Raw genomic sequence first — 15,704 nt, 5'->3', positions numbered from 1 at the left:
CATACGAGTATAAATGAGTTACCTGCAAGCCTACGTTGTGCGACACATACAGACAACAAAACTTGAAATATGAAATCATAATGACGTAATTATTAAATATCAACTGAAATGAAAAAAACACTCAAACTTACTTGTGTAATTTCTCTAATAGTTTTAGGAAGTTGCAATCAATCATCAAAACAAAGTAATTCAACAAATGTTGCTGATGCCATTTACTTTGGTGGCGACATCATTACCATGGAAGGCGACAACCCTGTTTATGCAGAAGCAGTTGCTCTAAAAGATGGTAAAATAGTTTTTGTCGGAACCAAATCCGATGCAGAAAAAATTCATGGCGATAAAACCATAATGAACGATTTAAAAGGAAAAACACTGGTACCTGGTTTTTTTGAAGGACACATTCATTTTGCCGCTTTGGGCATGCAGGCGGTAGCTGCCAATTTGTTGCCTGGACCTGATGGAAATTGCGACAACATAGACGACTTGGTTCAAATAATGAAAGACTGGCATACCAAAAACGGAACAGACAAAACCAAAGGTTGGATTTTTGGGATGGGCTTTGACGATGCGGTACTTAAAGAAGGTAGATTTCCTACCAAGGAAGATTTAGACAAAGTGTCAAAAGACGTACCCGTTTGTGTTATGCATATTACAGGTCATTTTTGCTCGGTAAACAGCAAAGCCTTAGAGTTAATAAAAATGACGGCTGCAACAAAAGATCCTGATGGTGGGGTTATCCGCAGAATGCCAAACTCTCAAGAACCCAATGGCGTGTTGGAAGAAATGGCAGCACTTAAAGTTCTTTTCCCTATCGTTACACCAGAACCAGAATTGGTAGATTTTTATTTTGATAAAGGTCAAGAAATGGCATTCAAATTTGGTCACACAAGCATACAAGAAGGTAAGGCAATGGAAAACCACGAACAACTAGCCAGTTATGCCCTAAGTGGGAAACTCAAAATTGATGTGGTGTCTTATGTTGATTATTCAATGCCTAAATACCTTCATAGCGACTGGAACAAAAAGGAATACAATAAACACTACCGGATAGGAGGCGTAAAAGTTACCTTAGATGGCTCGCCACAAGGACGTACAGCATGGAGAACCATCCCTTATTTAATACCCCCAGACGGACAAAAAGCTGGGTATTTAGGCTATCCTGCCATAGCAGATGACAAAAAAGTAGAGGAAATATACAACATGGCTTTTTCTAATAATTGGCAAATAATAAGCCACGCCAACGGTGATGCGGCTATTGACCAAATGATGCGTTGTATGAAACCTGCTGTTGCTAAATATGGAAATACCGACAGAAGAAATGTGTTGATTCATGGACAATACGTTCGCATAAACCAATTGGATGAGTTAAAAAAATTAGACATCGTGGCGTCTCTTTTCCCGATGCATACTTTTTATTGGGGCGACTGGCACAAACAAATTATTGGTGAGGAATTGGGCAATAAAATCAGCCCCATCAAATCTGCGCTAAACAAAGGCCTACATGTAACCAGCCATACTGATGCACCTGTTGCGTTGCCCAACCTTATGATGATCATGTGGACAACGGTTAACAGAGTTTCAAGAAGTGGAGAAGTAATTGGCAAAGAAGAGCGCCTTACGCCTTACGAAGCCTTACAATCTATAACCATCTGGGGTGCTTATCAACATTTTGAAGATAAAACAAAAGGTTCTCTAAAAACGGGAAAATTTGGCGATTTGGTTATTTTAGATCAAAATCCTTTAAAAGTTGATCCTATGAAAATAAAAGATATAGTAGTTCTAGAAACTATCAAAGAAGGAAAATCGGTTTATAAAAAATAAATTTTATGAAAAAGATAATTATTACAGTAAGTGCTTGTTTGCTATTTGCTATGGCATCAGCTCAAGATACAACAGCTACGAAAAAGCCTTCAACTACTCGGTCAAGCTTAACGGGTGACTGGGGTGGAGCAAGAGAAAGTTTAAAAATGAACGGCCTAGTTATTGAACCAAGAGTGACTTTTTTTCAGCATAATTATGTAGCAGGCGAAGGGTATAATGAATCTGTTTTTTCTGGGAAGGCCGATCTTATGATAAAATTCAATGGGGTGAAATTAGGTCTTAAGCGATGGACATTGATAACACACTTGGAGCAAAATTTTGGAAAATCACTGAACGGAAAAGGCGGTACATTAATTCCAAATAATATAGCCACCACGTTTCCAGGGCTTGATGGTAATGAATCTTTTGATATCACCAGTCTACATTTGGTTTACCAGTTTGGTAAAGCCAATGCACTTATGATTGGTAAAATAAATATGGTGGATATAGCTGCGGGAACCCGTTTCAGTGGCGGCGCAGGTATTGATGCTTTATGGAATGTAAATTTTCCAGGCCCAGTATCGGGTATTACCCCGCCTTATATGCTGGGTGCCATTACCAGTATTAAAACGAAAGCACTTAAATATACTTTCATGGTGTACGACCCCGCCAATTATGCAAATCAAAGTGTATTTAAATCTTCATTCGAAACGGGAATTACCTTTTCCGGTTCAATCGAAAAAGAGGCAACTATTTGGGGTAAGAAAGGCAGTCACTCTCTTCGTGCCGCATATAGCACACAAGACGGAACCGATTTGTACGATCTAGGGGATTTAATATTACCTACTCCCGAAAGTGCGGGAAGAAAAAATAGCCGTTGGTATTTCAACTATAACATTAATCAGCCTTTTGTTGATTATGAAGAAAAAGGAAAAGGATGGGGATTATTTGGTATGGTTAGTATCAGCGATGGTAATCCCAATCCGATTCATTTCGGTATGCACTTGGGAATTGGTGGAAACAGTTTCTTTAAAAACAGAAGCGATGACAAATGGGGGCTAGCGATGTATCATTATTCTTTAAGTAACCCGTTGGCGGATTTCGCAAGTACATTGGGCAAGCCATTGCGAAATGAAACGGGTGTGGAATTATTTTACCAAGCATGGTTAACTAAATGGTTTTCGCTTGGTGGCGATGTGCAGTGGATAAATCCGATACTAAAAAACAATCCCGGAGCTCTGTTCTTGGGATTGAGATCTAGTATAAAAATTTAACAAATATTTACTCTTTAAATAAAGAAAAAATAATTTCACTAACATTTGGTTTAAAAAGTTCTTCAAAATTATAATCTAGTCCATATGAAAAAACACATCCCATTATTAGTAAGTTTATTTTTAGTGCAATTTATTGCGGTTGCACAGTCTTCTTGGAAATCTCCCGAATATAAGCCGGAAGTTTACAGAAAAGTAATGGTTTTAGTTAAAACAACTGATGAACTGATTAAACGACAAGTTGAAGACGCAACTGTAGCATTGTTTAAAGAAAAAGGAATTGAAGCCATTCAAGCCTATTCAAATATTGTTGAAAGTGACTTAACCTCAGAAGATGCCTTAATTCAAAAAGCGGATGTGTTGGGTGTTGATGCTTTGTTGGTTTACAACATTGTTGGAAATGATACAGCGTTTAAGAATACACCTTTAATAAATGCAAGTGTAGGTATTCCGGTAAGAGTTGGCATTTTCGGAGGTTTTTTAGGAACAAATGTGCCAATTGCAGGTGGCGCCAAAACAGTAAAAACCATAAAAGTGACGGCGAGTTTTTACAATAGATCTTCCAAGTCAATGCAATGGAGTATTCCTTTGAGCGGAAAATTAAAAGGTGACAATTCAAAATTGGCAAATACATTTGCTAAAAAAACCGTTAGCGCAATGATAAATGACAATTTATTTAGTTTATAAAGTTTTTAAATCCAGTTCTTGTATGAAAAGATTAACTACAACAGTCTTCCTCTTATTTGTTTTAATAAGTTGTAAGAAAGAAATGCCACCAAACGAAGCAACATCAGAAGTAATAAAGGACACTTTGATAACTAAAATTAAAGATACTATTGTTACTACAAAAGACAATTCTAACACCGCACTTGATTGGGCGGGTGTTTATAAAGGAGTCACGCCTTGTGCGGATTGTGAAGGTATTGAAACAGAAATCACTTTAAATAAAGATTTAACCTATAAAAAAACAACCAAATACCTTGGCAAATCAAATAGTCAAATCTATACTGTTGAAGGAAGTTTTGAATGGAATTCAAACGGAATTCACATTGCTCTATCAGGAATTAAAGACGCGCCAAATCAATATTTGGTTGGAGAAAATAAACTTTTTCAGTTAGATAGGAGTGGAAATAAGATAACAGGCTATCTTGCTTCAAAATATATATAAAATAAAATAGAAATGAAGAAAATTAAGTATACCGCATCAGTACTTATAATATTAATTTTAATCATGAGTTGTTCTACATCAAAAAATACTCTGGCTGTTAATAATGACAAAGGTCTAGAAGCGGAATACAATTATTCTTTAACAGAAACGTATTGGAAACTTATAGAACTCAATGGCAAGCCTTTATCAACAGTTGAAAAACAAAGAGAAGCTTTTATGATTTTAAAGAAAGATACCAATAAAGTTCACGGAAACAGCAGTTGTAATACATTTAACGGTACTTATACCGTAACAAATGATACACAAATTTCTTTTTCTAAAATGACCTCAACAATGATGGCTTGCATTAACATGGTAGTAGAAAATGAGTTCTTGAATGTAGTGAAACAAGTCGACAATTTTGCCATAAAAGGAAACATATTAAGCTTAAGTAGAGCCAGAATGGCACCATTAGCTAAATTTGAAGCAGTAGTAATGAAATAAAGTAATAAGATTAATCATGAAAAAGCTACTATCAATTATTTTAATCATGGGCTACAATATTCTGTCAGCCCAAGGCGGTTCAACAATTCTCATTAATAATGTGCAAATTTTTAATGGGAAAGAAGAAAAAACCACAATCGGCAATGTGCTTATAATTGACAATATTATTACAAAAATCTCCTCTTCTCCAATCCCAATCAATAAAAGTGGTAACACTAAAATTATTGATGGAAAAGGAAAATTCCTTATGCCCGGTTTAATTGATGTTCACATGCATTTGATTATGAGTGCGTGTACACAAGAAGAATTAATGGCGCCAGGTGTAACAATGGATTTTATTAATGAAAAAGCAAAAATTGAAGCCAAAGGTTTGTTAATGAGAGGTTATACATCAATAAGAGATGTAGGCGGACCTGTTTTTGATATGAAAAGACAAATTGATGCAAAAAAAACCGAAGGCCCAAGAATTTATCCAAGCGGAGGTATGATTTCTCAAACATCAGGTCATGGAGATTTCAGATTACCTTCAGAAAAATCAAGACGTTTCGGCGGACAAATTTCGCATGGAGAATTAATGGGTTTTGGCTTTATTGCTGACGGTAGAGACGAAGTGTTGACCGCTACAAGAGAAAACCTACGTTCGGGAGCAACACAAATTAAATTGATGGCTGGCGGAGGTGCAGCTACTGTTTACGATCCTTTGGATGTGGCGCAATATACTTTAGACGAATTAAAAGCAGCAGTCGAGGCAGCCGATGATTGGGGCACTTATGTTACAGTTCACGCCTACACACCCAAAGCGGTAAAAAGAGCCATCGAAGCGGGTGTGAAATGTATTGAACACGGACAATTATTGGATGAAGAAAGCATGAAAATTTTAGCCGATAAAGGAATTTGGTTAAGTTTACAAGCACTCGATGAAGCTCCAGCAACCCAACCAAAAGACATTCGAGAGAAAAAACATAAAGTAGTTCAAGGTACTGCCAATGCTTTTACTTGGGCCAAAAAATACAATATCAAGTTGGCTTTCGGAACAGATTATATGTTTAATCCAACGGGGAATAAAAATCAGAATAAGGATTACTTAAAATTAAAAGATTTTTTAACTCCATTTGAAATTCTAAAAATGGCAACTCACGATAATGCTCAACTATTGACATTAAGTGGTGAAAGAAACCCATATAAAGAAGGTAAATTAGGCGTGATAGAAGAAGGTGCTTATGCCGATATGATTTTGGTAGATGGAAATCCGTTACAGAATTTAGATTTAGTAGGAAATCCGGAAAAGAATTTTGTTGTCATTATTAAAGATGGTGTAGTTTATAAAAACACCTTAAAATAATAAAAAAATAACATAAAAAATTTGGTAGTGTTGGTTTCGCCGGATTTGCCTATGCTTTTGAAAGTAATGATATTAAAAGTAGTATTACTTCCATCTATTGGAGCTGGAATCAGATATTTAGCCATTCCAAAACAACGAATGAATGTAGGATTTGATACTGCTTTGGGTAAAGATGATTGGGGTATATATTTTAGAATTGGAGAAGTTTTTTAAAAATGAGTAAACTATGAAAGATAAAATTGTTCACAAATCAGAAAAAATTATTTATTTAATCTTAACAGTTATTTTGTTGTTGTATATTGTTTTCCAAATAGTCGATTTGGGGTATCAGTTTGTGCTTGCTGTCAGCAATTACACTTTTGGAAGTCCGGATGTTTTAGATAACAAAATTTTTTCAACGGTAGCTGTCATTTTCTTTAATATTTTAATTTCGATTGAGATATTAGAAACTTTTAAAGAACACGAAAATGATGTTGAATACAAATCTAAAATAATCATTCTCATAGCTATTACGGCCATGACCAGAAAAATCATCACTATTGATGTAAAACACCTTAATTACCTTACCGATATTGGTATCGCTGTGTTGGTGTTAAGTTTGTGTATCGGGTATTATTTTATTTCAAAAACAACTAATAAAAACTAAAATGAAATTTATTCAATTATTCACAATTTGGTTGTTTTTTTCAACAACCATAGTACTGGCTCAGGAAGGTGTTCATCATGAATTCAAACCACATCACACACTAGGGTTTATGATTAGTCACACCCAAATTAGTCAAGGAATTCAAGAAAATGGTGATAAAAAATGGCTATCATTACCTTCATGGGCTATCAATTACAATTTTAAATTTAGTCCAAAATGGGCTGTTGGTTTACATTCAGATATAATTGTTGAAGATTTTGCAGTAGAAGAACATTTAAAAAGTTCCAACGGACAGGTTCTCGAACGAAGTTATCCTATTGCTTCGGCTGTAATGGTTTCCTATAAACCAGGAAAGTACTTCAGTTATATGTTTGGTTCTGGTGGCGAATTTGCCCATACGGGTAATTTATTTTTATTCAGAATAGGAGCAGAGTATGGCTACCATATTTCCAAAGATTGGGAACTCAACGCTAATATTACTAACGATTTGAAAGTAAATGCTTATAATTCTTGGGCAGTAGGTTTGGGGGTTACCAAAGTCTTTCACTAAAATACAATAAGTTTATGAAATCCATTTGGTTCTTTATGAAAACAACGATAAAAGGAGGAATTTTTTTTCTGCTTCCTTTTGTTTTTATTGTAATGATAGTCGAGAAGATTATCTCTTTAATTTCTTCAATTATAACCCCAATTGCAACAAAATTTGGCATAGATCATTTTGCCGGAAAAGCCACTATAGGAATATTAATTGCGCTCTCTGTCCTCACGGTATGTTTTTTTGGCGGTTTGTTAATGCGTATCAATATCTTTAAAAGATTAAACAAAAAGCTAGACGAAAAGCTTTTAAAACTTTTCCCAGCTTATGATGAACTTAAATTGAAAGCTAACCATGAAAAGCAAAAATAGAATTTCAACAACGCTAATACTACTTTTAGGATTAGTGTCATTTGGGCAAGATAGTAATCAAAACCAAATTACTGCCGACAACTCATTAAATAGTCAAACGGTAACCGAGAACGAAAATAAGCCAATGTTTGTTAGCCGTGCCAATGACAGCACAAAAGGGAAAACCATAAGAGATGTGCCCTGGTTTGTAAAGCGATTTAAAATCTCTGCCGGATTTTATGAAACCATCAATAACACTAATATTAGAGTGGGTAATAATTCGGGCAACATTGGAACTAGCATTGATTTTGAAAACAGTTTGGGTTTTAGCCAATATTCTCCTTCTTTTTTTGCCGATGTTCAATGGCGTTCCACCAGCCGCTCAAGGTTTATATTGAGCTATTATAATTTACGCCGAAATGCCAAATACCGTATCAGAGAAAGTTTAAATTTTGGTGACCACACTTATAATGTCAACGCCGATGTTTATGCTTATTTCAATACTGCCATCTATCGTTTTTCTTATGGTTATACCATTATCAGTAAACCAAAATACGAAATGGGTTTATTAATTGGAACACACATTATAGGTGCAAAAGCCGGAATCGGATTAATAACCACTGGTAATATTTCAGAAGTCAATGACAGTTTTGGTTTCACTGCGCCATTACCTGATTTTGGGATTTGGGGTGGCTATGCATTTAATAATAGATGGGCTCTTAATGGAGAATTTGATTATTTGGCGGTAAAGATAAACAATATAAAAGGTCAAATTTTAGGATACAATCTCGCTTTGACCATGAAGACAACAGATTATTTGGATTTATCCGTGGGTGTTTCAGGATTAAGTTTTAAAGTTGATGCCTATAGTGATAACTTAAACGGACATCTTCGTTGGGGAAACAACGGTGCTTTTTTGAAAGCAACCTATACTTTCGGACATAATAATTGGAATTAAGAGATTTTCAAGAATAGTAAATAAAAAAACCGCACTGTATAGGAACAGTTGCGGTTTTTTCAAATTAACTTAACCAAAACTAAAAACAATAACTATTTTCCGCCACTAACTTAGTGGTAATAGTTTCTCTTAAACCAACGATGTTTGGCATGTTGGTATATTTTGTAAAGCGTCGTAATCCCATTAACATCATGCGTTGTTCATCGCCTTCTGCAAATGAAATAATACTTTCTTTTCCTTTTTGTGTAATGATGTCAACGGCTTTGTAGAGGTACAATTCGGCCATTGCCACTTGTTCTTTTACCGCATCTTGTCCTTTTGATTTTACTAATTTTTCTGTTCGTAAAATGGTACTTTCTGCCATGTAAATTTCAATCAGCATATCAGCCGCCGCCATTAACAATTGTTGATGTCCATCTAAATCTGGTCCGTATTTTTGAACGGCACCACCAGCAACCATAAGGAATGCTTTTTTCAATTTTCCAATTAATTCTTTTTCCTCAGCAAACAACTCAGAATAATCAGGAGTATCAAAAGATGGAATTCCCATTAATTCTTCTTGTACTTTAGAGGCTGGACCTAATAAATCAATATGCCCTTTCATGGCTTTTTTGATTAACATTCCAACTGAAAGCATTCGGTTGATTTCGTTTGTACCTTCGTAGATACGGGCGATACGGGCGTCTCTCCATGCACTTTCCATAGGTGTGTCTTCTGAAAATCCCATTCCTCCAAAGATTTGAATTCCTTCATCGGAACAATTTTGTACATCTTCAGAAACAGCTACTTTGAGTATTGAACATTCAATAGCAAATTCTTCAACTCCTTTTAGTTCCGCTTCTTGGTGTGATGTTCCTTCTGCTTCACGAGCAATAATTCTGTTTTCAATACCTTTTGCAGCACGGTAAGAAGCACTTTCTCCAGCATAACAAGAAGTTGCCATTTCGGCTAGTTTATAACGAATCGCACCAAAACTTGAAATAGGAGTGTTAAACTGAACTCTTTCATTGGCATATTTTACAGAACTTGATATTACTCTACGTTGAGCATCTAAACAAGCTGCAGCTAATTTAATACGTCCGACATTCAATGCGTTCATTGCAATTTTAAATCCATTTTCTCTTTCGGACAACATATTTTCAACAGGAACTTTAGTATCAGTAAAAAATACTTGACGTGTAGAAGATGCACGAATACCCAATTTATGTTCTTCTTCGTTCATTGTAATTCCGTTTGCTGGATCATTTTCTACGATAAAACCAGTGATGTTTTTATCGGTACCAATTCTAGCAAAAACAATGAATACGGAGCAGAAACCTGCGTTTGAAATCCACATTTTTTGCCCTGTAATCGTATAATATTTTCCATCCTCTGACAAAACTGCTTTGGTTTTTCCAGAATTTGCATCACTTCCTGCGCCTGGTTCTGTTAAACAATAGGCACCAAACCATTCGCCCGAAGCTAATTTTGGAACATATTTTTGTTTTTGTTCTTCGGTTCCGTAAAGCGTTATCGGCATAGTTCCAATTCCGGTGTGTGCTCCAAAAGCAGTAGAAAATGAACCAGTTGCACCAGAAATGTAATCGCAAACTAGCATTGTAGATACAAATCCCATTCCTAATCCGCCATATTCTTCAGGAACAGCAACTCCTAAAAGTCCAAGTTCACCCGCTTTGCGCATACTTTCTTCAGTAAATGCATAATCTTTTTTCTCAAAACGATCTTTATTTGCCCACAATTGTTTGTCTGCAAATTCTTTCACCATATCACGCATCATGATTTGCTCTTCTGAGAAATCTTCGGGTGTAAAGATATCTTCGCATTTTGTTTCTTTTACTAAAAACTGACCACCTCTTGTTATGTCTTCCATTATTTTTTATTTTAAATGATGAATTTTAAATTTTAAATTATTTTGTCTTCCGACGAAAGAGGAATTTAATTAAAAAACCCTCAATATTATGAGATTGCTTCGCCTGTTCGAGCAAAGCTCTCGAGTCCTCCTTCGTCGGAATGACCAAAAAGGAATTAGTTTAATTACAAAAGTTCGTAAATTCCTGCAGTTCCTTGCCCAGTTCCAACACACATAGAAACGATTCCGTATTTGGATTTTCTCAATCTCATTTCTTCAAAAAGTTGAACCGATAGTTTTGCACCAGTACAACCAAGAGGATGTCCTAATGCTATAGCACCACCATTTACATTGATGATGTCAGGATTTAAACCCAATTCACGAGTTACTGCTAATGCTTGAGATGCAAATGCTTCGTTCAATTCGATTAAATCAATATCATTTAAAGTTAATCCCGCTTGTTTCAAGGCTTTTGGGATTGCTTTTACTGGACCAATTCCCATGATTCTTGGTTCAACTCCTGCAGAAGCGAAGTTTACCAAACGAGCAATTGGTTCCAAGTTTAATTCTTTTACCATTTCTTCGCTCATTACCAATACAAAAGCAGCACCATCACTCATTTGTGAAGAGTTTCCAGCAGTTACGCTTCCATCGGCGGCAAATACAGGTTTTAAATTTGCTAAAGCTTCTAAAGAAGTACCAGCTCTTGGACCTTCATCTTTGTTTACTATATACGATTTGGTTTCTTTTTTACCATTTTCATTGATAAAAGTTTGCTCGACAGTAATTGGAACGATTTGTTTGTCAAATTTTCCTTCAGCCTGAGCTTTCAATGCTTTATTATGCGATTGAAAAGCAAATTCATCTTGATCTGCACGAGAAATGTTGAATTGTTTCGCCACCGCTTCTGATGTTAATCCCATTCCCCAATAATAATCTTCGTTTCCAGCTTTTGCAACAGCGTAATCTGGAGTTGGCTTGTAACCACCCATTGGAATAAAACTCATGCTTTCGGCACCACCAGCAATGATACAATGTGCCATTCCTGATTGGATTTTAGCAGTTGCCATTCCGATAGTTTCTATTCCTGAAGCGCAATATCTATTGACAGTTACACCGGGTACATCTTCAATTTTTAATCCCATTAATGAAATTAAACGACCTACATTTAAACCTTGTTCTGCTTCTGGCATGGCATTTCCTACCATAACATCGTCAATACGTTTTTTGTCGAAATTTGGCAATTCATTCATCATAAATTCGATGGTTTCTGCTGCCAATTCATCAGGACGTTTAAATCTAAAAACTCCTTTTGGTGCTTTACCAACGGCAGTTCTATACGCTTTTACTATATATGTTGTTTTCATTACAAATAGGTCGCTCCTACGGAGCTTTTAGGTTGTTTTTTAGTTACAAACAGAACATTCCTACGGAATTATTGCTGCTTTATTTTATATTAAATGAGTAAAATTTTTGATTATTATGTAGTTCGTTATTTAAAAGGTTTTCGTATCCTAAATTTTCTAAAAATTGATAATGATTGCAAAGATTTACGGTTGAAAATTCTTCTTTATCTTTATTGTCAAAAGCAATAAAATTATAAAAAAGCAAAAATTGTTCGTCATTGTTTAATTGCGATTGTAAAATATTAGTGTATTTCAAATAAATAGTATGTTCTTTACCAAGTGTTTCTTGTTTTTCATTCTCTCTAATGTATTTTAAAATTTGATAAATATTTCTACAATAATGACTGATGACATTTTGGTGTTTTTTAAAAAATAAATTCTGGATTAAATAAATTATTTTTTCATTTTCATTTTTTTTATGAACATCCTTGTATAATTTATCTAATGATACTGGTTGATAAGTACCAGCTTCAGTACCTTGATAAAAAAATAATTTTTTAAATTGTATTTTTAAAAAAGAAAAGACTTCCGTTCTTTCAATTATCTCTATACCCTTAAATTCTTTAATAAAAAACTCTTCGTAAACGTTAGAATCAATATTATTTTTATCTTTTTTTATCTTCAAACTATTCTTCAATTCTCTATGAACATTCAACATATTAAAAAATGTACTTTCAAATTGTTGTTGAGCAATTAATTGGCTTTGTAATTTTAGTTCATCTTTTTGAGATGTATAGGTAAGATAAACTAGGATTAACGTAATAAATCCTATTATTGTGCCTAAAATTCCGCCAACATAATCTCCCAAAACGCCATAAATTTGGTAATATTCACTTCCTTGTGAATTTGCACAAAAGAATTCAAATTTTTCATTGAAAAACACTAATGCATTTCCAATTACCACAATTGAAATTAGAAAAAATGCTATTTGTTTAATTATTTTCATCCTACTTAATTGCCTCGTAGAGGTAAACTGTTTCTAGCACAAATGTGCGGTTGTTACAAAAGCTCCGTAGGAGCGACCTGTTTGTTATTCAATCCAATCAAAAACATATTTTTCATCATATTCGATTTCAAATTTTTTCAAAAAATATAAATACTCCTCTTTAAATGTTTTTTTATTATGATGCTCCTCTTGGGTCAAAATGTATTTTACCACGTTATCGATGCTGCTTTTTGAATAAGAAAATGCCCCAAAACCTTCTTGCCAATTGAATTTTCCATTTATCCATTTGCTGTCGTTTATGAATTTTGAAGAACCAGCTTTGATATCTCTAACCAAATCGGAAATCGAAATATTTGGTTTCATTCCTATCAATATATGAACGTGATCTGGCATCGCAAAAATGGCTATTAGCTTTTGTTCTCTATTTGTAATGATACCTGTAATAAATTTATGTAATTCTTCACGGTTTTCTTTAGCAATTAGGTTTTGTCTTCCTTTGACTGCAAAAACAATTTGAATATAAACTTGCGAATACGTATTTGCCATACAAACAGGTCGCTCATACGGAGCTAAATTGATTTCTATATATTTTTTAAAAATGATTTCAATCATTTTTCCAACGATTTTCAATCGTTTCTACAAACAGTAAACCTCCACGAGGTTTTAATTCCTCAAGGGTTTTCCCTTAGTAAGCATAAACTGTATTCTTTCTAACGTTTTTCTTTCAGTACATAATGATAAAAATGCTTCACGTTCTATATCTAATAAATATTGCTCAGATACTAATGTAGCTTCAGATAAATCACCACCAGCCATAACATAAGCCAGTTTGTTTGCAATTTTCAAGTCGTGTTCTGAGATGTATTTTCCAGCAACCATTTGATTGGTTCCTACTAAGAACATTCCTAAAGCTTGTTTTCCTAAAACTTTTACATCGGTTCTGCGGATTGGTTGTGTATAACCAGCTTCCGCCATTAATAAAGCATGTTTCTTAGCTTCAGCAATTTGACGGTCTTTGTTCACCACCACAATATCTTTACCGTGTTGTAAAAGTCCAGAATCAAAAGCTTCGTAAGCCGAAGTCGATACTTTTGCCATTGCAATGGTCATGAAATACTCTTGAAGAACATTCAATTCCACATCGTTTTTACGGAATAAATCGGATGCACGCATGGCCAATTCTTTCGAACCACCACCGCCAGGAATAACTCCAACACCAAATTCAACTAATCCCATATAGGTTTCTGCAGCCGCAACTACTTTATCAGCATGCAAACTCATTTCGCAACCACCACCAAAAGTCATTCCGTGAGGAGCAATTACTACTGGGATTCCTGAATAACGCACACGCATCATGGTGTCTTGGAACATTTTGATGGCCATATTCAACTCATCATATTCTTGCTCCACCGCCATCATGAATATCATTCCGATATTGGCGCCAACAGAGAAATTCGATGCTTGATTTCCGATAACTAATCCTTGATATTCTTTTTCAGATAAATCAATGGCTTTATTGATAGCTGCTAAAACGTCACCACCAATAGTATTCATTTTGGATTGAAATTCTAAATTCAAAATTCCGTCTCCTAAATCTTGGATGATTGCACCACTATTGCTCCATACTTTTTTGCTTTCGCGAATGTTGTTCAGGATGATAAAAGCATCTTGACCAGGAACTTTAGTTTGCGATTTGGTTGGAATGTTGTAGAAATAAGTAGCTCCTTCTTTTATAGTATAAAAACTTTTACTTCCTGATGCTAACATTTCAGTAACCCAAGAAGCAGGAGTAAGACCTTCAGCTTTCATGATTTCGATTCCTTTTTCAACTCCAATGGCATCCCAAATTTCGAATGGACCATTTTCCCATCCAAAACCAGCTTTCATGGCATCGTCTATTTTGTATAATTCATCAGAGATTTCAGGAATACGGTTGGAAACATAAGCAAACATTCCAGAGAAACTTTTTCTGTAGAATTCACCTGCTTTGTCTTTTCCTTTAACTAAAACCTTAAATCTGTTGATGGGTTTGTCAATTGTTTTTGTCAATTCCAAAGTAGCAAAAGAAGCTCTTTTTGCAGGACGGTATTCCAAAGTATCCAAGTCCAAAGAAAGAATGTCTCTGTCCACTTTTTTGTAGAAACCTTGCCCTGTTTTGCTTCCTAACCATTTGTTTTCCATCATTTTGTTGACAAAATCAGGAAGTTTAAACAACTCGTGTTGTTCGTCATTTGGGCAGTTTTCGTAGATTCCGTTGGCAACATGTACCAAAGTGTCTAATCCAACTACATCTACCGTTCTGAAAGTAGCCGATTTTGGACGACCAATAATTGGGCCAGTCAATTTATCAACTTCTTCAATCGTTAATCCCAACTCTTTTACCAAGTGAAACAAACTTTGAATTCCGTAAATACCAATACGGTTACCAATAAATGCTGGAGTATCTTTGGCAACAACCGAAGTTTTACCCAAGAATTTCTCTCCGTATATTGTTAAGAAATCCAATACTTCTGTTGAAGTTTGTGGACCAGGAATAATTTCGAATAATTTTAAGTAACGCGCAGGGTTAAAAAAGTGAGTGCCGCAGAAATGCTTTTGGAAATCTTCGCTACGTCCTTCGCTCATAAAATGAATTGGAATTCCTGAGGTATTTGATGTTACCAAAGTTCCCGGTTTCCTGAATTTTTCAATTTGCTCAAAAACCATTTTTTTGATATCCAAACGCTCTACAACTACTTCGATAATCCAATCAACATTGGCGATTTTGGCCATGTTATCCGTTGTATTTCCTGTAGTAATGCGGTTGGCAAATTTTGCACTATATATAGGAGAAGGTTTTGACTTGAGTGCATTTGCTAAACTATCATTAACCAATCGGTTTCTTACGATTTTGCTTTCGATTGTCAACCCTTTTTTAAGTTCGGCTTCGTTTGGTTCTTTTGGAATAATG

Annotated in this window: 16 protein-coding genes; 11 read left to right on the top strand and 5 right to left on the bottom strand. The window is 35.0% G+C overall.

Translation table 11 applies throughout. The annotated features are described in order from the left end of the window. The first annotated feature begins 108 nt into the window (after nucleotides 1–108). The 11 genes from RMO53_RS02155 (at nucleotide 109) to RMO53_RS02105 (ending at nucleotide 8,553) form a co-directional block, all read left to right on the top strand. A complete protein-coding gene (locus RMO53_RS02155; RefSeq protein WP_310377709.1) occupies nucleotides 109–1,821 on the top strand; it encodes an amidohydrolase in 1,713 nt (570 codons plus the stop codon). A 5-nt stretch (nucleotides 1,822–1,826) separates the two neighbouring features. Further along, a complete protein-coding gene (locus tag RMO53_RS02150; protein WP_310377708.1) occupies nucleotides 1,827–3,074 on the top strand; it encodes a carbohydrate porin in 1,248 nt (415 codons plus the stop codon). Nucleotides 3,075–3,158: 84 nt separating this feature from the next. After that, nucleotides 3,159–3,758, top strand: coding sequence for a hypothetical protein (locus RMO53_RS02145; RefSeq protein WP_310377707.1), 600 nt, complete (start codon nucleotides 3,159–3,161; stop codon nucleotides 3,756–3,758). Nucleotides 3,759–3,780: 22 nt separating this feature from the next. Next, nucleotides 3,781–4,239 carry a copper resistance protein NlpE gene (locus RMO53_RS02140; RefSeq protein ID WP_310377706.1) on the top strand — a complete coding sequence of 153 codons (459 nt, stop codon included), beginning with the start codon at nucleotides 3,781–3,783 and terminating at the stop codon, nucleotides 4,237–4,239. Nucleotides 4,240–4,251: 12 nt separating this feature from the next. Continuing rightward, nucleotides 4,252–4,722 carry an META domain-containing protein gene (locus RMO53_RS02135; protein ID WP_310377705.1) on the top strand — a complete coding sequence of 157 codons (471 nt, stop codon included), beginning with the start codon at nucleotides 4,252–4,254 and terminating at the stop codon, nucleotides 4,720–4,722. 16 nt (nucleotides 4,723–4,738) lie between these two features. Next, a complete protein-coding gene (locus tag RMO53_RS02130; protein ID WP_310377704.1) occupies nucleotides 4,739–6,064 on the top strand; it encodes an amidohydrolase family protein in 1,326 nt (441 codons plus the stop codon). 66 nt (nucleotides 6,065–6,130) lie between these two features. Beyond that, nucleotides 6,131–6,277 carry a hypothetical protein gene (locus RMO53_RS02125; protein ID WP_310377703.1) on the top strand — a complete coding sequence of 49 codons (147 nt, stop codon included), beginning with the start codon at nucleotides 6,131–6,133 and terminating at the stop codon, nucleotides 6,275–6,277. A 13-nt stretch (nucleotides 6,278–6,290) separates the two neighbouring features. Then, nucleotides 6,291–6,710, top strand: a complete 420-nt coding sequence (locus RMO53_RS02120) for a phosphate-starvation-inducible PsiE family protein (RefSeq protein WP_310377702.1) — start codon at nucleotides 6,291–6,293, stop codon at nucleotides 6,708–6,710. A 1-nt stretch (nucleotide 6,711) separates the two neighbouring features. Continuing rightward, nucleotides 6,712–7,260, top strand: a complete 549-nt coding sequence (locus tag RMO53_RS02115; protein ID WP_310377701.1) for a hypothetical protein — start codon at nucleotides 6,712–6,714, stop codon at nucleotides 7,258–7,260. A gap of 35 nt (nucleotides 7,261–7,295) precedes the next feature. After that, nucleotides 7,296–7,616 (top strand): hypothetical protein, encoded by a 321-nt coding sequence (locus RMO53_RS02110; RefSeq protein ID WP_310377700.1) that lies wholly within the window; start codon nucleotides 7,296–7,298, stop codon nucleotides 7,614–7,616. Further along, complete coding sequence (locus RMO53_RS02105; protein WP_310377699.1) at nucleotides 7,600–8,553, top strand: hypothetical protein; 954 nt, start codon at nucleotides 7,600–7,602, stop codon at nucleotides 8,551–8,553. The genes RMO53_RS02110 and RMO53_RS02105 overlap by 17 nt, the downstream gene beginning before the upstream one ends. Before the next feature lie 79 nt (nucleotides 8,554–8,632). Here RMO53_RS02105 and RMO53_RS02100 read toward each other — a convergent pair whose 3' ends face one another. The 5 genes from RMO53_RS02100 to RMO53_RS02080 all read right to left on the bottom strand — a co-directional run. Beyond that, on the bottom strand, nucleotides 8,633–10,423 hold the full coding sequence (locus tag RMO53_RS02100; RefSeq protein ID WP_310377698.1) for an acyl-CoA dehydrogenase family protein: 1,791 nt from the start codon (nucleotides 10,421–10,423) through the stop codon (nucleotides 8,633–8,635). A 164-nt stretch (nucleotides 10,424–10,587) separates the two neighbouring features. Then, nucleotides 10,588–11,769, bottom strand: coding sequence for an acetyl-CoA C-acyltransferase (locus RMO53_RS02095; protein WP_310377697.1), 1,182 nt, complete (start codon nucleotides 11,767–11,769; stop codon nucleotides 10,588–10,590). A 79-nt stretch (nucleotides 11,770–11,848) separates the two neighbouring features. Beyond that, nucleotides 11,849–12,754 carry a putative phage abortive infection protein gene (locus tag RMO53_RS02090; protein WP_310377696.1) on the bottom strand — a complete coding sequence of 302 codons (906 nt, stop codon included), beginning with the start codon at nucleotides 12,752–12,754 and terminating at the stop codon, nucleotides 11,849–11,851. Nucleotides 12,755–12,838: 84 nt separating this feature from the next. Next, nucleotides 12,839–13,300: an IS200/IS605 family transposase gene (gene tnpA, locus RMO53_RS02085; RefSeq protein ID WP_310377710.1), complete on the bottom strand. Its 462-nt coding sequence runs from the start codon at nucleotides 13,298–13,300 to the stop codon at nucleotides 12,839–12,841. A 117-nt stretch (nucleotides 13,301–13,417) separates the two neighbouring features. Then, nucleotides 13,418–15,704: 3-hydroxyacyl-CoA dehydrogenase/enoyl-CoA hydratase family protein (locus RMO53_RS02080; protein WP_310377695.1), on the bottom strand; the 2,287-nt coding region annotated here is incomplete at its 5' end.

Origin of the sequence: Flavobacterium sp. (assembly GCF_031409475.1) — a bacterium.
In the GTDB taxonomy this organism is placed as follows: domain Bacteria; phylum Bacteroidota; class Bacteroidia; order Flavobacteriales; family Flavobacteriaceae; genus Flavobacterium.
This window is presented reverse-complemented; position numbering and strand designations above follow the sequence as displayed.